This window comes from Paenibacillus sp. PSB04 (assembly GCF_025809195.1).
GTDB classification, from domain to species: Bacteria; Bacillota; Bacilli; order Paenibacillales; family Paenibacillaceae; genus Paenibacillus_AQ; species Paenibacillus_AQ favisporus.
The window spans coordinates 7,287,752-7,308,347 of the sequence record NZ_CP081301.1 but is presented as its reverse complement, the minus strand read 5'-3'; the positions used below and the strand labels follow the sequence as shown (position 1 = coordinate 7,308,347).

At 54.4% G+C, this 20,596-nt stretch carries 17 protein-coding genes and 1 riboswitch; of the genes, 12 read left to right on the top strand and 5 right to left on the bottom strand.

The genetic code is table 11. The annotated features are described in order from the left end of the window. Positions 1–90 precede the first annotated feature (90 nt). The 6 genes from pnuC to K2F33_RS33515 all read left to right on the top strand — a co-directional run bounded on the left by pnuC (position 91) and on the right by K2F33_RS33515 (position 6,328). Positions 91–768 (top strand): nicotinamide riboside transporter PnuC, encoded by a 678-nt coding sequence (gene pnuC / locus K2F33_RS33540; RefSeq protein ID WP_152400877.1) that lies wholly within the window; start codon positions 91–93, stop codon positions 766–768. Beyond that, positions 765–1,772, top strand: coding sequence for an AAA family ATPase (locus K2F33_RS33535; RefSeq protein ID WP_251673358.1), 1,008 nt, complete (start codon positions 765–767; stop codon positions 1,770–1,772). Before pnuC ends, K2F33_RS33535 begins: the two co-directional genes overlap by 4 nt. Positions 1,773–1,902: 130 nt before the next feature. After that, positions 1,903–3,606 (top strand): molecular chaperone HscC, encoded by a 1,704-nt coding sequence (locus K2F33_RS33530; RefSeq protein WP_263880679.1) that lies wholly within the window; start codon positions 1,903–1,905, stop codon positions 3,604–3,606. Then, positions 3,603–4,955, top strand: a complete 1,353-nt coding sequence (locus tag K2F33_RS33525) for a J domain-containing protein (protein ID WP_263880678.1) — start codon at positions 3,603–3,605, stop codon at positions 4,953–4,955. The genes K2F33_RS33530 and K2F33_RS33525 overlap by 4 nt, the downstream gene beginning before the upstream one ends. A 13-nt stretch (positions 4,956–4,968) precedes the next feature. Continuing rightward, positions 4,969–5,688 carry a DUF1266 domain-containing protein gene (locus tag K2F33_RS33520; protein WP_263880677.1) on the top strand — a complete coding sequence of 240 codons (720 nt, stop codon included), beginning with the start codon at positions 4,969–4,971 and terminating at the stop codon, positions 5,686–5,688. Positions 5,689–5,773: 85 nt separating this feature from the next. After that, positions 5,774–6,328 (top strand): riboflavin biosynthesis intermediates N-glycosidase, encoded by a 555-nt coding sequence (locus tag K2F33_RS33515; RefSeq protein ID WP_186381968.1) that lies wholly within the window; start codon positions 5,774–5,776, stop codon positions 6,326–6,328. Positions 6,329–6,624: 296 nt separating this feature from the next. On the opposite strand, the gene yhbH is transcribed toward K2F33_RS33515, so the two are convergent. Next, positions 6,625–7,782, bottom strand: a complete 1,158-nt coding sequence (yhbH, locus tag K2F33_RS33510) for a sporulation protein YhbH (RefSeq protein ID WP_089545766.1) — start codon at positions 7,780–7,782, stop codon at positions 6,625–6,627. 238 nt (positions 7,783–8,020) lie between these two features. Then, positions 8,021–8,130: riboswitch (TPP riboswitch) on the top strand. Between the two features lie 144 nt (positions 8,131–8,274). On the opposite strand from yhbH, the gene thiE reads away from it, so the two are divergent. The 6 genes from thiE (at position 8,275) to K2F33_RS33480 (ending at position 16,278) form a co-directional block, all read left to right on the top strand. Continuing rightward, positions 8,275–8,922: a thiamine phosphate synthase gene (gene thiE / locus K2F33_RS33505; RefSeq protein WP_263880676.1), complete on the top strand. Its 648-nt coding sequence runs from the start codon at positions 8,275–8,277 to the stop codon at positions 8,920–8,922. After that, complete coding sequence (thiS, locus tag K2F33_RS33500; protein ID WP_212982740.1) at positions 8,906–9,103, top strand: sulfur carrier protein ThiS; 198 nt, start codon at positions 8,906–8,908, stop codon at positions 9,101–9,103. The genes thiE and thiS overlap by 17 nt, the downstream gene beginning before the upstream one ends. Before the next feature lie 8 nt (positions 9,104–9,111). Then, a complete protein-coding gene (locus K2F33_RS33495; protein WP_263880675.1) occupies positions 9,112–9,891 on the top strand; it encodes a thiazole synthase in 780 nt (259 codons plus the stop codon). Between the two features lie 26 nt (positions 9,892–9,917). Then, positions 9,918–11,063 carry a glycine oxidase ThiO gene (thiO, locus tag K2F33_RS33490; RefSeq protein WP_263880674.1) on the top strand — a complete coding sequence of 382 codons (1,146 nt, stop codon included), beginning with the start codon at positions 9,918–9,920 and terminating at the stop codon, positions 11,061–11,063. Positions 11,064–11,633: 570 nt separating this feature from the next. Continuing rightward, positions 11,634–12,857 (top strand): S-layer homology domain-containing protein, encoded by a 1,224-nt coding sequence (locus K2F33_RS33485; protein ID WP_263880673.1) that lies wholly within the window; start codon positions 11,634–11,636, stop codon positions 12,855–12,857. A 13-nt stretch (positions 12,858–12,870) separates the two neighbouring features. Further along, positions 12,871–16,278 (top strand): DUF5704 domain-containing protein, encoded by a 3,408-nt coding sequence (locus K2F33_RS33480; protein ID WP_412973958.1) that lies wholly within the window; start codon positions 12,871–12,873, stop codon positions 16,276–16,278. An 80-nt stretch (positions 16,279–16,358) separates the two neighbouring features. Here K2F33_RS33480 and K2F33_RS33475 read toward each other — a convergent pair whose 3' ends face one another. The 4 genes from K2F33_RS33475 to K2F33_RS33460 all read right to left on the bottom strand — a co-directional run bounded on the left by K2F33_RS33475 (position 16,359) and on the right by K2F33_RS33460 (position 20,596). After that, complete coding sequence (locus tag K2F33_RS33475) at positions 16,359–17,204, bottom strand: carbohydrate ABC transporter permease (RefSeq protein WP_258875327.1); 846 nt, start codon at positions 17,202–17,204, stop codon at positions 16,359–16,361. Between the two features lie 54 nt (positions 17,205–17,258). Continuing rightward, positions 17,259–18,140 carry a carbohydrate ABC transporter permease gene (locus K2F33_RS33470; protein WP_089545774.1) on the bottom strand — a complete coding sequence of 294 codons (882 nt, stop codon included), beginning with the start codon at positions 18,138–18,140 and terminating at the stop codon, positions 17,259–17,261. Between the two features lie 204 nt (positions 18,141–18,344). Next, a complete protein-coding gene (locus K2F33_RS33465; protein WP_089545775.1) occupies positions 18,345–19,682 on the bottom strand; it encodes an extracellular solute-binding protein in 1,338 nt (445 codons plus the stop codon). Between the two features lie 119 nt (positions 19,683–19,801). Next, a complete protein-coding gene (locus K2F33_RS33460) occupies positions 19,802–20,596 on the bottom strand; it encodes a response regulator transcription factor (protein ID WP_089545776.1) in 795 nt (264 codons plus the stop codon).

Genomic DNA, 20,596 nt, shown 5'->3' with positions numbered 1-20,596 from the left:
TATCAAATTGATATTATTGATATCTCATCATTACCCTCATCGGTCACGGTGATCTGTGAAGGCGTAATGGAGCAGCTGGAGGGAACGGACATGGGAAAATGGTTTAAAGGATGGAGCGCCTACGAGCTGGTATGGCTCGGCGTATTTTGCGGAATTGCGGTCGGACTTACGGCGATCATGAAGGATAGCCTGTTCGGGTTTACCGTGTTTCTGACCGGCGTGCTGTGCGTGGTGCTGGCGGCGAAGGGCAACCTGATGAGTTATGTATTCGGGATGTACAACACGTTCGGGTATGCGTACCTGGCTTATACGAACGGGATTTACGGGGAGATGCTGCTGAATCTGCTGTTCTTCGTTCCGATGAACGTGGTCGGCTTTTTCCTGTGGCGGAAGCATCAGGACGGCGGCAAGCTTGAGATGCGCCGCATGAACCTTCGAGGGATTCTGTGGACCGGAGCGGCCTGCGTGCTGGGCAGCGTGATGATCGGTTTTTTCCTGTCGCTGATACCGACGCAGAACTCGCCGTACATCGATGCGATCACCAACGTGCTGTCGGTTGTCGCAACCTTCCTGATGGTATGGCGTTATAAGGAACAATGGCTGGTGTATATCGTGCTGAATGCTTTTACCGTGCTGCTGTGGGTGCTGCGTACCCTGGACGGCAGTCCTGACGGGCTGCTCATGATCGTCATGTGGAGCGCGTATCTCATCAATGCGGCATACGGTTATTACACTTGGAACAAAGGGGCAAAGGAGGCTTACCGATGAAAAAGCTGGGACTGACGTTGGGTAAATTCGCCCCTTTTCATAAAGGGCATCAATACATGGTGGAGACGGCGCTGAAGGAAGTGGATGAATTGATCGTGGTCATTTACGATACGACGGTCACGACCATTCCGCTGCATATCCGCGCCGGCTGGATCCGGAAGCTGTATCCGGGCGTCAGGGTGATCGAAGCGTGGGACGGTCCGGACGGCTATTCGAATGACCGGGAGCATGAAATCCGGGAGGAGCAGTATATTTTGGGGCTGCTTGACGGTGAGCAGGTTACGCATTTTTATTCGAGCGAGTTTTACGGCGAGCACATGAGCAAGGCGCTCGGCGCCGTAGACCGCCGCGTCGATGAGGCGAGGGGCGTGGTGCCGATTTCGGCGACGATGATCCGGGAGGACCCGTATAAGCATCGTCAATTTGTAAGTGACATCGTATACCGTGATCTCATTACGAAGGTGGTCTTCGTCGGGGCGATGTCGACCGGCAAGTCAACGCTGACGGAGGCGCTGGCCGGCAAATACAACACAACTTATGCCAGCGAGTACGGCCGGGATTATTGGACGGAGCATCAGGTGGACCGGCGGATCAGCTTCGAGGCTTTTGACGAGATTGCGGCGGGGCATATCGAGCGCGAAGAGAAGGCGCTGCTGGAGGCGAACCGGTATCTGTTCGTGGACACGAACGCCATCACGACGTATATGTTCGCGCTGGATTATCACGGCCGGGCTCCGGAGCTGCTGACCCGGCTGGCGCTGGAGAACGCCGGCAGATACGATCTCTTTTTCCTGTGCGAGGACGATATCCCATATGACGATACGTGGGACCGCAGCGGGGACCAGAAGCGGCATGTATTCCACAAGCAGATTATCGCCGATTTGAAGGAGCGCCGGATTCCTTACATCCCATTAAGGGGATCGCTGGAGGAGCGGATCAAGCGGGTCGAGGAGGTGCTGAAGGCGTTTGTTCCGTACAGCAACTATTTTGGAAGCCTTGTTTAAGCCAGCCCATTTATTGGATTAAAGAGGGGGCTGCTGGTAGAATAGAGAACGGATTGCTAGATTGGCCTGGAGCCTAAGGCCCGGGCCCGCTAATGAATAGGCAACATTCAACAGGAAAGAGGGGATTTCATTGGCTGTGATCGGAATCGATCTGGGAACGACTAACAGCCTGGTGACCTGCTGGGCCCAGGACCGTGCGGTGGTCATTCCCAACGTGCTCGGAGAACATTTGACACCGTCCATCGTCAGCGTGGACGAAAACGGCGAAATTGTGGTCGGCCGGATTGCCCAAGAGCGCTTGATTACCCATCCGGAGCGGACGGCTGCCACTTTTAAACGGTTTATGGGAACAGAGAAGAAGTACGAGCTTGGCCCTCACTCCTTTACACCGGAGGAACTGTCGTCCTTTATATTAAAAGCCTTGAAAGAGGATGCCGAGAGTTATCTGAGGGAACCCGTGACGGAGGCGGTAATCAGCGTTCCGGCATACTTCAACGATGCCCAGCGCAAAGCGACGAAGCATGCCGCCGAAATCGCCGGACTGCGTGTCGAGCGGCTGATCAGCGAGCCGACCGCGGCAGCGGTAGCCTACGGCCTGCACCAGGAGCAGCCGGAAACCCAGTTTCTCGTGTTCGACCTGGGCGGGGGAACGTTCGACGTCTCCATCCTGGAACTGTTCGAGGGAGTCATGGAGGTGAAGTCTATCGCAGGGGACAATTTCCTTGGCGGTGAGGACTTTACGGAGCTGCTTGTGACGCATTTTCTGGAGACGCACCAAATGGAGTGGGAGGCGCTGGACCCGAAAACAAGATCGGCTATACATAAACAGGCGGAGAACTGCAAGCTTGCCCTGGGACGGGAGGCATCGGCTGAAATGGCTTTGACGATCGATGGAACCCGGTATGAAGTGCGGCTTGACCGTAACGAATTTGAAAAACTGGCCCATCCGCTGCTCCTGAGGCTGCGCCAGCCGATCGAGCGGGCGCTGCGAGACGCGTCCTTGTCCCCGTCCGATCTGGATGCGGTGATCCTGATCGGAGGAGCCACCCGAATGACGCTTATTAAAAGCGTCATCGGCCGCATGTTCGGGCGCATGCCGTACAGCGACATCAATCCGGATGAGACGGTTGCCGTTGGTGCAGCCATCCAGTCGGCGCTGAAGGAGCGGAATGAGGCGCTGAACGAGATGATCCTTACCGACGTGTGCCCGTATACCCTGGGTACCAGCATTGTGCAGGAACTGGGCAAAGGGGGATTCTCATCAGGGCATTTCTTCCCGATCATCGAGCGCAACACGCCGATCCCGGTCAGCCGGATTGAACGGCTCTGCACGATAAACGACAATCAGCGGCGGTTAACCGTTGATATTTATCAAGGCGAGAGCCGGCGTGTCGAGAACAACATCAAGCTCGGCGAGATCCACATTAAGGTGCCGCCGGCCCCTGCCGGCGAACAGAAGATTGACGTCCGTTATACCTATGACATTAACGGGATTTTGGAGGTCGAGGTGACCAGCGTTGCAACCGGCGAGAAGAAGCGCGCCGTCATCGAGAAGAACGCCGGCAGCATGACGAAGGAAGATATCGAGGCGCGGCTGCTGGAGCTTCAGGATATCAAAATTCACCCGAGAGACCGGGCGGAAAACCGGCTGCTGCTGGCCAGGGGCGAGCGGCTGTACGAAGAGGCTTTGGGCGAGAGCCGGGAAGTGATCGCTGCGTATATCGGGCAGTTCGAAAAGGCACTGCACACCCAGGATGACCGCGAAATCAAAAAAGCTGCCGAGGTCTTCAAGGATCGATTGGAACAGCTGGAAAGGTGGATGAGCTTCACATGAACATCTGGGAAAGGCTGGGGATCGAGCGGACGACGGAGCTGCGCATCATCAAGAAGGCTTATGCCGCCAAGCTGAAGCAGCATCATCCCGAGGACGATCCCGAGGGTTATCAGCAGCTTCGGGAAGCTTATGAGGCGGCATCCAAGTTCGCCAAAGAGGCCAGTACAACGGTACGTGAGCCGGCTGAGGCTGAGGATGAGCTTTCCATGCCGATCTACCCGCCGGAGGATACCAAAGGGGAAGTTGATCAACCAAGCGAGCTTAACGCACAAACCACATATTCAAATGGAATATTCCAATCCACGGCAAGCGCAGACCCGGTCAGCCTGTGGATTCATCAGGCCGAGGAACTGTACGACGACTTTCCGGCACGGATTCGGGTGAAGTCGTGGGAGCGGCTGCTGAACGAGGATATCGTATGGGACGTCGAACGCGGGCCGGAGCTGCAGCATGCGTTCGTGTCCTTTCTGATGTCCTGCAGGCATCTCCCGCGAGATGTTTGGCAGCTGCTGGACGGCACGTTTTACTTTACGGAAGATTCCGAAGAACTGCGGGAGCGGTATCCGACGTATTTTGCCGAATACATCCTGCAGCAGCTGGACGGATCACGGGAGCTGCGTTATGACTCGCTCGCTAACGCTCCCGTAGGGGATGCCGCGGACATTGAGAGATTTTTGGATCTGCGGGAGTCTGCGCTGGATATGCTGATGGAAGGCGATCTGGAAGAAGCGGAAGCGTGCTTGTCCGAAGCTTCGGCGTGGTTTGCCGACGATCTGGATCTGCAGCTGCTATGGGGAAAATATAACCTGGCCGTGGGCAACCGGCAGGAAGCGCTGAAATGTTTCGGCCATGCGATCCTGCTGCAGCCGGATGATCTGGAGGCTTATCGTTACGCGGCACAGCTTCGATACGATGATCAGCGGTATGAAGAGGCGCTTTCGGATTGCGAGCGCATATTGGCTGCCCATCCGGAAGATCAGGATGCGCTCTGTTTGGTTGGACGGTGCCTCACCGCGATGGGACGGATATCGGAGGCCAAGGAACGGATGAAGCGTTCTTTTGACATAAACAATCAGCATATGAGCACCCTGATGTACTGGTCGTCTACCGCGAATAAGCATCACCACGATCAGGGGAAGATCGACCCGGCCGAGCACCGCAGGGTGGTCAAAAACAATATTATATTCTACGGTTTTTTATTTCTTCGGTTAACTTGGCTTTATATTTTTGTGTATATCGTGCTGCAGTTGTTTTTTGACCTGCCCGTTATCGTCACGGGGGTGTTCGTGGCCATTCTGCTGTGGTATTTATACAGAATGTTAAGAGCACACCGGGTGCTATCAACCTAGATTGGAGGACGACATGCGCAGCGATTACAAGAAGAAGCAAATCAAACAGCTGGAGCTGTACTTCCGCAGTCTCTCCAGCGTATGCATCGACAGCATGCTGGCTTATTATTATGTGCCGTACGAGTTTTTGAAATTTGAGCGTTACCTCGGGAACCGGGTTTTGAAAAAGGGGCTGCGGCTCTGGGACATCAAGGATGCCGAGTCTTTAAAGACCCGGATTCGCTGGCTGCTGGAGGACGGGAACCGTGACGATTATAAGGCCCTGCACGCCGAACTGTTGGCGCTGCCGGAACAGGCACGGCAAAACTGGATGGAGGCATCCAAGGACTATCCGGAATATGCCCGGATGAGTGTGGTTCAGACGTTTTTGTTGCAGCTGCCCGCCGGAGAAATAGCCGCCTTCGGGGGCGGCTGGGCGATTTTCTTGAGCCGGGTTGGGCTCGCTTACGGATATTTGACGAAGGAAGAGGCTTGGGCCATTAAATTGGAAGCGGCCAGGTATGTGCAGCAGCATTACGGCAGCTGGGAAGAGTATTTGATCGCATTTATGGCCGCCAGCCGCTTTTGGAAACCGGAGGAGCAGTTTCGGAATATGGTCCACATCATGACCCGCGGGCAAACGCTGCTGGGGATGGGTACCTTTGCTTCCCGGAAGGCGCCATGGGATATTCCGCTTGAGCCGGGAGGCGAACAAGCAGCGCACCGCAAGGGGTCGGCCAGCCTGGATGCCTGAGGCGGTGATCAACGGGCATGCAGGTCACAGGGCCTTTAGATTGTAGGGCTTAAGTACGCAGGATGCTCTTATAGGGGGAAATTGGATGTATACCTTGGAAGAACTCCGGAAGGCATTCCGGAAAGGAACCAAGCTGAAATATGTTTTTTTCTGGGGGCACCAGCCCGCGGCGGATGGATCTATTACGAAGAGCTGCTTCAGCCAGTGGTGGGAAGCGAAGTTTACCGTGGACGGCGTGGAATATGCAAGTGCCGAACATTATATGATGGCCGAGAAAGCCAGACTGTTCGGTGACGAAGAGATCAGGGAACAGATTCTCGCAGCCAAGCACCCGAAGCAGGCCAAAGATCTGGGGCGGAAGGTGAGAGGATTCGATCCGGCCGTATGGGACCGGGAAGGGTATTCCATTGTGGTCCGGGGAAACGAAGCGAAGTTTTCCCAAAACGACGATTTGAAGCAATTTCTGCTGGGCACCGGGCAGCGGGTGCTGGTAGAGGCAAGTCCCGTGGATTCGATCTGGGGCGTGGGGTTGGCCGCGGACGACGAGGCGGTCCTGAACCCGCTGCTGTGGAAAGGGAAGAACCTGCTTGGTTTTGCCTTGATGGAGGTTCGGGACCGTCTGCAGGCGGAAGAAGCCTAGCGGAAGTCCGAAACATGCACGTCGTGCGTGCGGTGCCTAGCGGGAGTGAAGAACTTGGCAGCAGTAAGCAGCACGCTGGCAATGAGGAGCACGCTGGCAATGTGGGACATGCCGTCAGTGAGGAGCCTGGCAGGAGTCAGGATCAGTCAACTGTGGGAAAAGGCTGCAAATCGAGGGTCATGCTATATAGAGGTCACCCGGCCATGCAAAAAGGTCGTTGTCGGTTACTCAGCGTAACGGGACAACGACCTTTTTTATATGCCATAATTTTGCGTTCCAGGAGACGGTCCTTCGGCTTAAGTCAGTGCGCCTTCCTGCTTTTTAAAGAACGTACGCAGCGCCTGATAGACTTCGCCCTTTTCTTTGATGACGTAATACATGAACTGATCGAGCTTGATATTCCGGTACGCGGACATCAGCGTGCTGCTCCGGTTGTACTGGTTGACTTCCCCGTAGCCGAACATGTTGCTGACTTTGAGCAGCTCGCCGATCAGCCGCACGCAGCGTTCGTTATCGGAAGTCAAGTTGTCGCCGTCCGAGAAATGGAACGGATAAATATTGTACTTGGCGGGCGGGTAGCGCCGGTCGATGATTTCCAGCGCTTTCTGGTAGGCGGACGAGCAGATCGTGCCCCCGCTTTCGCCCCGGGTAAAGAAATCCTCTTCGGTGACTTCTTTGGCCTCCGTATGGTGGGCCACAAAGACGATGTCGACCTTTTCGTATTGACGGCGCAGGAAGCGGGTCATCCAGAAGAAGAAGCTGCGTGCACAGTATTTCTCAAACGTGCCCATCGACCCGGACGTATCCATCATCGCAATGATGACCGCGCTGGAATGGGGAACGACGACGTCCTCCCACGTTTTGTAACGCAGATCGTCGGGGCTGATATGATGAATTCCCGGCTTGCCGCTGGTGGCGTTGCGCCGCAGATTTTCTAGGATCGTCCGCTTCTTGTCGATGTTAGACTGCATGCCTTTTTTGCGGATGTCGTTGAACGTGATCGATTCGGTTTCGACTTCCTGCTGCTCTTTCGGCTTCATATTCGGCAGCTCCAGCTGATCGAACAGCATGTTCTCCAAGTCTTCGAGGCTGATCTCGGCTTCCATAATGTCCTGGCCTGGCTGGTCGCCGGCTTTTTCGCCTTGACCCGGCTTTTGCACCGGATCCCTGCCCAGCACGTCTCCCACCTGGCTGTCGCCGTCTCCCTGGCCGACATGCTTTTGCTTCTGGTAGTTATAAATGAAACGGTATTCATCGAGGCTCCGGATGGGTACCTTGATGATTTGCTTACCGTCCGACATCACGATGTTTTCTTCTGTGATCAGGTCGGGCAGGTTCTGCTTGATGATTTCCTTAACCTTCTCCTGATGGCGGACCTGATCCTGGTACCCTTTCCGGTGCAGTGACCAGTCCTCCTTGGACACCACAAACAGCGAATGATCGTCTGATGGCATGTTCAGGCACCTCCCATGTTCCCATACTCAGCACAAACTTTGGCTTGTTAAACATTTATATTCACGGGCGGGGACGATATGTGATGACGCAAGAGATAAAATAAGAAGTTTGCCGCACCCAAATATATGAAATTTTGCGAGAATCGCTGCTATGGATGAGATAGGCGTTCCGATGCCGATGATCTCACTCTGGCTATTGCCAAAAGTCAGCAGTTTGGGCTATAGTGGTTGTGAAATTAAATAGGAATGCGGGTGCTGGATGAAGTCCGGCTGAGATGGCAGCCTTATGCTGCGGACCGTTAATCTGATCCAGGTAATGCTGGCGTAGAGAATATCATTCGAATTGCGGTGCCATTCGTGTATTTCTCGAATGGTTTTTTTGTGTTAACCGGGTAAGAGGGCGCTTTCGCAAGGGCGAGGGCTTACCCTTCGCGATGATAGAAGCCGGCATGAAATGGAGGGAAAGGCAAAGGGAAGAGAGGAGAAGCAGTCATGGTCGATTTTCGTCTGTATGCGATTACCGGGGAGACGTTCCATCCGGGACGCCGGCTGGTGGACGTGATGGAGCAAGCCATTCGGGGAGGCGCGGACATCGTTCAATTCCGCGACAAAACAAGCGGCAGGGAAGAACTGCTGCGCAAGGCGGCGGAGCTGCGGGAGCTGACCCGCCGCTACGGCGTTCCTTTTATCGTGAACGATCACGTTGATATCGCGATGGAGGTGGATGCGGACGGGATTCACCTCGGTCAAGGCGATATGCCGATCGCGGAAGCCAGAAAGCTTGTCGGCAACAAGATCATCGGCATATCCACCCATGCGATTTCGGAAGCGCAGCTCGCCGAAGCGGAAGGGGCGGATTATATCGGCGTCGGGCCAATCTATGCGACGGCTACGAAAGCCGATGTGGTTGATCCGGTCGGTCTTTCGTACGTTCGGGAAGTCGCCGGGATCATCAAGATCCCGTTTGTGGCGATTGGCGGCATCAAGCTGGGCAACGTGGACGAAGTGATCCGGGCCGGTGCGAGCCGCGTCTGCGCGGTGAGCGAAATCGTCGGCAGCCCTGACCCGGAAGCGGTATGCCGGGCGTTCATTCACAAGCTTGAAGGTAGAGGAGGAGCGGCGGATGGAACTGGTCATTAACGGAATAAAGCGGGAGCTGGCGGCCGAGACGGTAGCCGATGTCCTCCGCCTGCTGGGGCTGTCCGGCAGGCCGGTCATGGTGGAAGCGGACGGACAGGTGCTGAAGATCGAGCAGTGGGAGACGACTCCGGTTGTACCTGGAATGAAGCTGGAGCTGGTCCATTTCGTAGCGGGAGGTTGAAGGGAAAAATGAGCAGAGATAATTGGCAGGTTGGCGGACAGGAACTGTCGTCGAGGTTGTTTTTGGGGACCGGGCTGTTCCCCGATCCTTATGTGCAGATGGAGGCGATCAAAGCTTCGGGAACCGAGGTGCTGACGTTCGCTATCCGCCGGATCCATCTCGATTCGGTGGAGGATGATTCGATTCTGCAGCATGTGGAGCCTCAGAAATACATCTACCTTCCCAACACGTCCGGGGCGACAACGGCCGAAGAGGCGGTCCGGATAGCCCGGCTGGCGCGGGCTTCGGGACTCAGCGACTGGATCAAGGTGGAGATTAGCGCCAATAAGCGCACGCTCCTGCCCGATCCGATTGAAACGTTAAATGCGACGGAAATATTGGTCAAGGAAGGCTTTACGGTACTGCCGTATATCTCCGACGATCCGGTGATCTGCAAAAAGCTGGAGGAGGCAGGGGCAGCCGCGGTGATGCCTGGCGCAGCGCCCATCGGGACCGGCCTCGGCATTCTGAATCCGTACCATCTCGGATTGATCGTGGAGGAGCTGTCGGTCCCTGTCATCGTAGATGCGGGGCTGGGGACAGCCAGCGACGTGGCGCTCGCGATGGAGCTGGGAGTCTCCGGCATTCTGATGAATACCCCGGTGGCCAAAGCCAAAGACCCCGTGATGATGGCCCGGTCGATGAGGCTGGCGATTGAGGCGGGGCGTTTGGCCTACTTGTCCGGGCGGATTCCGAAGAAGAAATATGCTTCGGCCAGCAGCGGCCTGGAATCGCTGGTCATCGAATAAAAAAGGATGGACAGGGGGCTGTAACAATGAGCGGAGACATCATTGTCATGGGGGGCGGCATTATCGGATTATCCAGCGCGCTGGAGCTGCGCCGCCGCGGCCTGAACGTCACGCTGCTTGAAAAGGGACCCTGCGGCGGGCAGGCCTCCGGCGCGGCGGCAGGGATGCTCGCTCCGTATTCGGAGAACGTGGAGTCGCCGGACGAATTCTTCCGGTTGTGCCGTGAGAGCTTGTCGCTGTATCCGCAGTGGCAACAGGCGGTGAAGGACATCTCCGGCGTTCCTTTTGAATATGCCGAAACCGGCAGCCTATACGTGGTGAGGCATGAGGCGGATCTGCTGGCGCTGGAGAGCCGGCTGGAATGGCAGCGGAGCTGGGGCTCCGGTGGCGAAATATTAACGGGAAGCGCGCTGTTCGATGCCGAGCCGGGACTGACCCGCGAAGCAGTAGCCGCCCTGTGGACTCCGGTGGAGAGCCATGTGTATGCCCCGGATTTGGCGGAAGCGGTCAAACGGGCCTGCCTGGCCTCCGGCGTGCAGATTCATGAGCATCTTGGCCGGATCGAGCTGGCTGAATGGCGGGAGCGGGTTGCGCTGAGGGCGCAAAATGGCGAGCGGTTTGAAGCGGACCGGCTGCTGATCAGCACCGGTGCGTGGGTACAGGAGATGTCGGAACCCCTCGGCATCCGGATTCCTGTACATCCGATCCGGGGACAAATTTGCGCCTACGCTTGGAACGAGGGGCGCGAGCCGCTTCGGCACCTGGTGTTCACCAGCCAGGGGTACCTGGTCCAAAAAGCAAACGGAACGCTCGTGTGCGGAGCCTCGGAGGATATCGCCGGGTTCAATACATCCGTCACGGACAAAGGGATCCGGCGGCTGACGGAGTGGAACAAGCAAGTGCTGCCTGTTCTTGGTGAGGTGCAGCCGTTTCACCGCTGGGCGGGACTGCGCCCGGCGGTGCTGGACGGCCGGCCGCTGATCGGGCGGCTGAACGATGCCGGCCATATTTTTGTGGCCGCGGGACATTACCGCAACGGCATCCTGCTCAGCCCGGTCACGGCCGCGCTGATCGCCGATAGCGTGGAGGGCAAGCCGCTGCCGGAGTGGTGTGGAGCGTTCCGGCCAAACCGGTTCGGTGAGGTGCAGGCGGGCGCTTTTTCGGGGAAATAAAGGATTGACGACGTTAAACATTACTTGTTCTAGCTGATAAAAGTACGGACAATATAAAGTTATTCGTTTGGCATGAGGCACATGGCAAAGCAGGAATGCATTCCTGCTTTGTTTTTTTGTGTCGGGCGTCGCAAAAGCTATTTGAAGCTCGTGCATCTTATATATCCATTAAACCCATATAATTGAAGTGATGATGTATAGTGACAATTAATGACAAATTTTGCAAAAATCCTGTAGTATACTGCAAGTAGTCCTATGCTAAATAGGAAAGAAGTTTCACAGGAATACATAAGGAGGTGTGGCTGCTTAGGGCCACGCGTGGGCAAGCAGTCCCGTCGGTTAAGAAAGCATATTTTTTAGCAAGAGAGTTTAGAGCAACAAAAGAAGCAGGAATTCAGTTGGTATCAGGTTGTCTGGAACAGCCAGGAAGTCAGGAGGGTACCTGGTAGTCAGTAAGTTAGATGGTACCTGGGTATCGGAAACAGTCAGAAAGTTAGAAGGGATCAGAGAAGTTAAGAGATTTAGTAAATGCAAAGCATCATATTTTAGGAGAACAGGAGCGGAAGAAGTATGTTCAAAGCGATGTTGATGACCATTTTTGCTGGGGCGATGATTTTTGGAACGGCAGGAGCAATCGAGCAGCCAGTGCCGGCCGCCGCGGCGGCGGCTTTTAAGGACGTGTCTGTGTCCCACTGGGCGTATAAGGCCATTAACGATGCGGTATCCAAAGGTTATCTCAAAGGTGACGGCAGCGGAAAATTCAGACCAAACGACCCGGTTACACGGGCTGAATTTGCGGCGATTTTGGCCAGGGTGTCGACGAACGAAAACGCTGGCGGAGCTGCGGCATTTTCCGATTTGGCCGGGCACTGGAGCGAAAAGGAAGTGAGCGAGGCGGCGGGGAAAGGCTTTTTCAGTCCGGCCGATTACACAAACGGCTTTAAGCCGGGCACTCCGCTGACGCGGGTGGAAATGGCGAAGTGGATGGCCTCGGGGCTGGCGGCCCGCGACGGAGAGTACAAGCAGGCGATCGAGGACACGAAGGACACCATCGTTCCGGTGACGGAGTATTACAAAGGTGGCTTGAACAAGGCCGACTATCCGTATGTGTCGGTCATGCTGGGAACGGGACTGATGTCCGGGTACCCGGATGACAGCTTCGGCGGCGGCAAAACGACCACGCGCGCGGAGGTGGCGGTGATTATTCAGCGTTACGAGACGACGCAGACGAAGGCGCCAAGCGCTTTTAAAGGGTTGAATGAGCTGCGGGAAGTGGGGACGACGGGGACGAATCATTTGAGTGTAACTTCATATGTTGATCCGCCAAATGAACACACTCTACAATCAATTTTAAATAAGAACACTAGTTTGCGTAATGGGGCAGGTAAGATTAAAATCCATCACTATATCTTTTTGGGTGGAACAAGTGCAAAACAACCAGGCAGTATCTATGGGCGTATGTTTGCCGATAAGGAAACTTTATTTTTAGATGACTCTTATCTTGTATTTATAGATTCATCAGTTTCTCCATTAACCGACTCCTTTAGTTTGGCACATTACTCGAACGGGATGACGTCCTTTCTACAAGGTGGAATTAGGGTTTATGGACAAGGCCCAACAAAGTTTGGCTATAAAACATTACCTAATGATGGATCAAAGTTCTTTGTGAAAGGCAAGGAGACAAGGTTTTGGAGCTATTCTGTAGTTCCAAGATATGTAACCCACGGGGATAGTGTTATTAGAGATATTGGGGCAGATGATGGTTCCATGGGAATTATAGTCCTGAAAAAGTGATTAAGGAGGATATATGAGTGAGAAAAAACAAAAGATAATCAGACCTTATTTCCTGCTTATCCTTAGTTCTTTAATAATTATTAGTTTTTTCCCTGTTACAACGAAACAAGTTAAAGCAGAAAGTGGCGCTAGTTATCCTCCTGACAGCACTATTACACCGCAAGGTCCAACAAATAGACAAGTCGTTACTAAAAATGTAACTGCCACTGCACCAGGTAAACCGGGGGTTTATTGGTACCAATTAGATGATGGGTCCTTTAGAGCGGATAGAAATGATAATGGTATAACGGACGATTCACCTATGGCTGGAACTGACGCTGCTCCTTATCCGGCAGAAAAGGAAACCGGGGTTAAAATAAATTCTCTTGACTACTCTCCAGGGAATTTCATCGACTCGGCTGGCAGTCCAGTTCCAAAGGCAGCTGTCGAAGATGTAAAGATTGTTAAAGAGAATACTGAATTTACTCTTTTCGGAAATTTCAAGCCAGGAACTAGCCATAATCCAAACATAGAAACATTAAGCGATAATATAAGTTTGATGCTTTGGGTGAAGACGGGCGGGAGCATACCGTTCACAGAACGAAAGGAACTTGATATTAAACATAGACCGAATGGCTATCCAAAATTTCAAGTCAGGTATGATGTCACAGTAAATCTATCATGGACCGGTAAGGCCAAAGAAATCAAAGAAATGCGAGTAACACCTAGTAGCGCATCGATGAAACAAGGAGAGGATAAAACCTTTAAAGCAGAAGTGCATACAAAGCCTTTCGAAGTGAAAGGAGATACCAGTTTTGGCGACTTCGTTGATGTTTCAGCGAGGTCAGAAACCACATGGAGTTCGGATAACAAAGCAGTAGCGACAGTCGATGCGAACGGCAGAGTGACTGCCGTAGGCAAAGGCACGGCCAAAATCACGGCCGTATGGAAAAGCGGTCTCTACTACCTGTACGGCACAGCCACCGTGACTGTCGGCGATGGAGGCGGGGACGGACCGCCGCCGGTCGATCCCCCGGATCCCGGGGTAAGCTGCACCGAGCCGGCGCTGGGTCAATCGATGACCGGCAAATACATGGATCCCGTCGTCACAGCCAAAATCAAAGCTGATGCCCGCGGCAGCGAGCGGTTTGACGTGCTTCAGGGCATTCCGACCTCCGAGAGCTTATACGGCAATGTGCTCGCTCGGAATCACCTGTACCAGGACAAGTTCGTACAGATGACCGGGACGTGCACATATACGGTTAACGTAACCAAGGAGTACACGCTGAAGTGGGATCCGGGCAAGGAAGTGCCGAACGCTGACGGCAAAGGAACGCATATCGAGCCGGACCCGCAGAGCGAGACCGAAAGCAAAACGTATACCTACCAAATTGAGCGGCGGTATGCTTTCTGGAAAATCGATAACCTGGAAGTCTACCAAATCCGCGAGGCGATTCTCGACAATTACGCCCTACCGGGCGGCCGGATTGCGATCCAGCCGAGTGGGTACAGTCCACCGTATTATGCCGCTGCGACGACTGGAAATTACGATCCGCCGGACCCGCCCGGAGAGCTTACGGCTGCCGGACAGACACTGACCGGGGGCAAGTCCAAGCCGTCGGTGCCGAATGACGAAGGCGCCCTAAAAGGGGAAGCGGAGAAAGCCGTCGGCAAAATCCAGGTGACGAATGACTCGCTGGTCTTTAACGGGCAGACGATGATGAACAACCAGAAGGTTGAAGAATCCGGCCCGACACCGTCGCAAATTCCCGAGCCGCCCCAGATTGGCGATAACGTGCTGTACAGTCCGGGAAATCTGATCGATCGCAGCAAAACCAATAAAAAGGATACGCCGAGCGCGGGTAAAATCGAATATGACCTGATGCCGGGAAATATCAACGGCGGGCAGAACCAGGAGTTTCCGATCTACGGCATCAACACCGTGACGGTCCATACGCCTGTGGTCAACTATTCCTCCGTGTCGGACGATGCGGCGCACAACCAGAAAACGAATCCGGACGCCGGCCGATCCGCCCTGATTCTGGAACGTCCGTTCACGGTCCGGATTCCGACGAGCGGGCAGCATGTCAGCTATCCAGGTTACGGCAACCGGGATTACGCCAAGTATTTCCGCACCAAGCAGGTCAAGTTCCCTTTTGACGTCTATGATGGGAACCGGACCACCTTTATTCCGAAAAATACATGGGTGGACATTCCGGTCGGCCAGCTGGACACGAACTTTTATTTGCCGGTATGGGTGGACGAAGGTCCATACCAGATCGCGTTTCGCAATATTGCCGAAAATGCCCCGGCCGACTATACGCAGCAAAATGACGCCAATACGAGCCTGGTGCATCATGCCGCATATGATGAGGTGGCGGTTGATGTCATTGGACGGCTGTACGATTTTCATGTGACCGATATCTCCGACTACAATTGGGAGACCGTGTTCCGGTCCCAGAAGGGCAGCGCGATCCAGACGGGCGTCTCCTATTGGGTTGGTCAGAAAGGGATCGATGGCGATCCGCGGGGCAATGCAGCCGTCTTTACGCTGCCGGTCCGCCCGGGAAGCAGCCCGCTGCAGGGTTTCAAGAACGTGTCCGTCAAGACCGGGTACCACTTCAAGTTTGATTTTAAAACGAAAGGGAATATGTTCGGCCCGCTGGACGGCATCCGCATCACGCCAACCTTCTATTATGTCAGAAAAGACGGGAAGGCCGTCAACGGCCGCGGGGATACGCGAATTCCGGTGGATCTGTACTACAGCACCAGCTCGAAGCATTTTGTGAAAATCGGATCGTCCGCGGATCAGGTGCAGCGTTACGTCATCTTAAATGACCGGCTGCGGAACGTGCCCGCTCAGGAACTGCGGGATACGGCAGGCTACAAGTTTAATCATGGCGGCGCAGCCGGGGGGCTGAACCGGAACGAATACATCAGCAGCTATTTGAACAAGTATACGAAGCAAAAGACGCCGGTCGGAAGCTACAGCCTGCTGATACTGCCTGAGCAGCTGCGGACGTTTCTCAGCCTGAAGGATCCCGTACCCGAATCGGTGAACCGCGAACGGGCGGACGTATCGATCCAGAAATGGTACGGCGAGTACAGCCTGCCGGCCGATCCCTATGTGGTCGAAGCGGGCACGAATGTGGCGGAATACGGGCGCACGCACGGCGGGCTGGACGACAAGTCCCCGATTTTTCTGAAGAACGGCTACATCGTCGTGAACTTCAATATCGAGTCCATTCAGGAGGGCGACTTGAAAAATCCGCATTTGCAGTACATTTACGCCCCGCTGATGAATCAGTGGCAGATGGAGGGCTTTAACCGGAACATCCAGGATGCCTACGGGAACCGGTTTGCGCTAAAAGACGGCGACGTCGTCTTTTACCAGACCGATCAATCCAGCAGGGATGACTTCAGCAGCCAGGTGCCGCATTAACGGGAAATCAGTAAAAAAGGGCTGCCCGTAGGTCCGTTTGTGACCTTGGGGACAGCCCTTTTTTGTGCTAAATGTATGTATCAGCCTTTAACCGACCCGGCGGCGATGCCCTCCACGATCCGGTTGCTGAGCACCAGGAAGATGACGAGAATCGGCAGGATGCTGATCATCAGCGTCGCCCCGATGGCGCCCCAGTCGGTCGTATACTGTCCGACGAAGTTCTGGACGCCGACCGTCAAGGTCTTCAGGTTGTCCGAGCTGATGAAGGTGTTGACGAAAATAAACTCGTTCCAGTTATAAATCATGTTGATGATCGCAGCCGTGGCAATAACCGAGAACGTCATCGGCATGACGATCCGGAAGAACATGCGATTCACGGAGCAGCCGTCCATAATGGCGGCCTCTTCCACTTCCCGCGGCAGCGCGTAATAGAAGCCGAGCAGGATCATGATCGTAATCGGCAGGTTAAAGGCGGTGTAGGACAGGATGATGCTGAGCTGGTTGTCCGTCAGCCCCACTTTTTGAAACAGGATGAACAAGGGAATCAGGGTCGAATGCACCGGGATCATCATGCCCACCATGAACAGGCCGAGGACGAGCGAGCTGAGCTTCCAGCGCATCCGGGTGATCGCAAAGGTCACGAAGCTGGCGAGCAGAATCGTCAGCACGACCGCAATGACGGTGATCAGGACGCTGTTTATAAAATAACGGCCGATATTTCCCTGCTGCCATACGTTTTCATAGTTCTCCCATTTGGGATGGCTGGGGAGGGCGAAAGGAGGAAGATTGAATACCTCCTGGTTATTTTTCAAGGAAAACAAAAGCAGCCATACCAGCGGCAAAATTTGCAGGACCGCTCCCGCAATCAGCACGACATAGAGCAGGCCGGTGCCGATTCTGGCGCCAACAGGCCGGGAAGACCGCATCACGGGAACGGATACGGCCGGACTCGCGGTTCTCATCATAAGCACCTCCTCTTATCAGGAATATTGAATCGTGTCTTTGGAGGCGGTTGCCTTGCGGATCGCCCAGGTGGCGACCATGCAGATGATCAGCAGGAAGAAGCCGATCGCACTGCCGTAGCCGAAATCGAATCCGCGGAACGCCTTTTGATACATATAGGACGCCATCACTTCGCTGGCCCCGTTCGGCCCGCCGTCTGTCATGACGTAGATCAAATCGAAGTATTTCAGCGAGCCGACGACGGCCAGCACAATCGTGACTTTGACGACCTCGGAAACGAGCGGCAGCTTGATTCGGAGGGCAATCTGCCACGGATTAGCTCCGTCGATCCGGGCTGCTTCAATGAGCGATGCCGGAATGTTTTTCAGGGCGGCGTAGTAGATCAGAATGTAGAAACCGGCGTACTGCCATAGAATCGGAATGAACAGTGCGTACAGCACGAGCTTCGGATCCGACAGCCACGCAGGGGGATCCTCCACGCCAAGCGACACGAGAAACGTATTGAGGATGCCGTTTGTCGGATGGTAGATTTTCAGCCACAGCTGGGCAATGGCTACCGAAGAGAGCAGCATCGGAATCAAATAGATTTTCCGGAGAAGTCCTGCCCCTTTAATGTTCCCAGCCAGGATCAGTGCAACGATCATATAAACGGCCAGGCTCACCGTCGATAGGACGGCGAATAGTAATGAATGGTACACGCTGTTCCAGAATGCGCTGTCCTTCATCAGGCTGGCGTAGTTCTCCATCCCGATAAAACTCATGCTGCTGACGCCATCCCATTTCATCAGGCCGTAGTATCCGGTAAGAACGATGGGAATATAAATGATAGCCATAATCAGAAGCAGGGACGGCAGCACGTATAGGGCGATGATCTTTTTGTTCGACATCACTTTGTCCATAACTAGGAAGCCTCCTTACGATGCTAGTCGGAGAAGAAAAACGTCTATCGATGTAAATTCACAGAAGACAGACCGCCATTAGAGGAAGTTTTTCTTGCGATATAAGGAAGCCGAGTCTCCGAAGCTTATACTTTCTTATATCTTAGAGAAAAGGACGCCCCGTCGGAGCTCGCCGGTTCGTCCTTTCATCCCCTACCATAACGGTTACTTGCCGGTCTTTAACGCCTCTTCCTGCTTTTTGGCGAATTCCTCCGGTGTGATGGCATTGCCGAGCAGTGCCTGAATCAGGTTGTAATGTTCTTCTGCAGCACCCGGTTTCATTTGTACGTCCAGATAGAGAATGACTTTGCTGGCGTTATTCAGTTCGTTCAAGACGTCAATGAACATTTGCGGCAGCTTGACACTGGAGGTGTCGACCTTTGTTCCCGGGATAATGCCTGCGTCAACCACGGACAGCTCACCCCATCTTTTGACGAAGTAGTTGACGAACTTCTTGGCATCCTCTTTGACCTTGGAGTTTTCGGAGACGAACATGCCGACGCCGACGCCGCCGACCCAGTCGTTAATGTTCCCCTTGCCGCCTTCGATCGTCGGGAATTTGAAGAAGCCGATCTTGTCCTTGAATTCCTGCGGGATATCCGGATTGGTCGTATAGTTTGGCACTTCCCACGTTCCCATAGCGTACATGGCCGCTTTCTCGTTCATAAATTCGGATTTGGCCTCGTCGTTGGACAGCCCGTTAAAACCTTTTACAAAGGCATTGCTCTTCACCAAATCCTGGGCTTCCTTGGCGGCCTGGATCAGGCTTGAATCGCTGAATGTGCTGCTGGCTACCGCCTGATCCAGCATGTCCGGACCACCGAGCCGCTCAGCCAGGTACATGTACCAGAAGGAGCCGGTCCAGGCGTCTTTCGATCCTAGCGCGATCGGGGTAACTTTGTTATCGTTCAGCGTTTTGATGATATTTTTGAATTCTTCATAGGTTTTCGGCGGCTGCAGATTGTATTTGGCAAAAATCTCTTTGTTGTAATAAACAGGCACGATGTTCAGCTCGACAGGCAGCGCGTATGTTTTACCGTCCACGGCGTAGGCTTCGGTCGTTCCCGCTACAAATTTGTCTTTCAGGTCGCCTTGAAGCAGGTCGTCCAGCGGGGCAAACATGTTGCCTTTAACGTACGGCTCCAAAAATCCGGCAGCCCATGTAAAGCCGACGTCCGGCAGGCTGTTGGAGGCGGAGAGGACCTTCAGTTTATTTTTATACTGCTCGTTCTCAAGCACTTCCGTTTCGATTTTGACGTTCGGGTTGGCCTGCTCGTATTCGCTGATGATTTGCTTCGCCAGCTTGTTCTGGGCGGAGTTGCTGCCGTCCGGCCACAGGTGCATCATTTTGATCGTGACTTTATCACCGGACCCACCGGATGAACTCCCGCCGCCGGCGGCCGTCTTGCCGTCGTCCGAACTGTTTTTACTTCCGCCGCAGGCCGACAGCACGAGTGTCAATGCCAGCAGCAGCATGGATGCGGATAACCATTTCTTTTTCATAAATGCCCGTTTCCCCCTTCGTATCATCGCGAGAGATGTATGCGCTTTCCCTCTGAAGCCAAGTGTAGCATCCCGTGTTAGGAGGACATAAGGGCACAGCGTTTGGGTATAGTTCCACTTTATTTGGGTGCTGCCTGACCGCCTTTGCGGTAGGCGCCAGGGCTTGCGCCTTCGTAGTCCTTGAAGACCTTGTTAAAATACTTGGTTGTCTGATAGCCGACGCGTTCGGCGATTTCCGAGACCGGCAGCTTTGTCTGCAGGAGAAGCTCCTTGGCTTTCTGGATTCGGAGCCGGGTGACATATTCGATAAAGGTCATATCCATCTGCTCCTTAAAAAGGACGCTGAAATAGCTGGGGTTTAAATGGACGTGATCGGCCACTTCCCGCAGACCGAAGCCTTGATCCAAATGCTGCGACACGTATTGAAGCGCTTCCTGGACCGGCTCTGCCAGCGTGCTCACGTCCCCGGTGGCGTCAAGGAGCTTGCTGTCGACCATGCGCTGGATTTTGCTCATCCGCGAGCGTTCCTCCTGAACCTGGAGCGCCTTCTCTACAGCATCGAACAGCTTGTCCTTGCGGATCGGCTTGAGCAAATAATTGACGACGCCCAGCTGGATCGCTTGCTGCGCATACTCGAATTCGGCGTAGCCGGAAATCAGAATAATGGCCGGCTGGGCGGCCGGTGATCCGGATTCCAGCTGCTGCACCAGATTCAGTCCGCTGATCTCCGGCATGCGGATATCGGTAATAAGCAGATCGACCGCCTCGCGCTCCAGCAGGTCCAGGGCGTCGCGGCCGTTGTCCGCCGAAATGACGCTGCATGCGCCGTTCCCCCAGGTTTCCAGCATGCGGGTCAATCCTTGCCTCGTTCGGGGTTCGTCATCTACGACTAAAATCGTTTTCGATTTAACCAT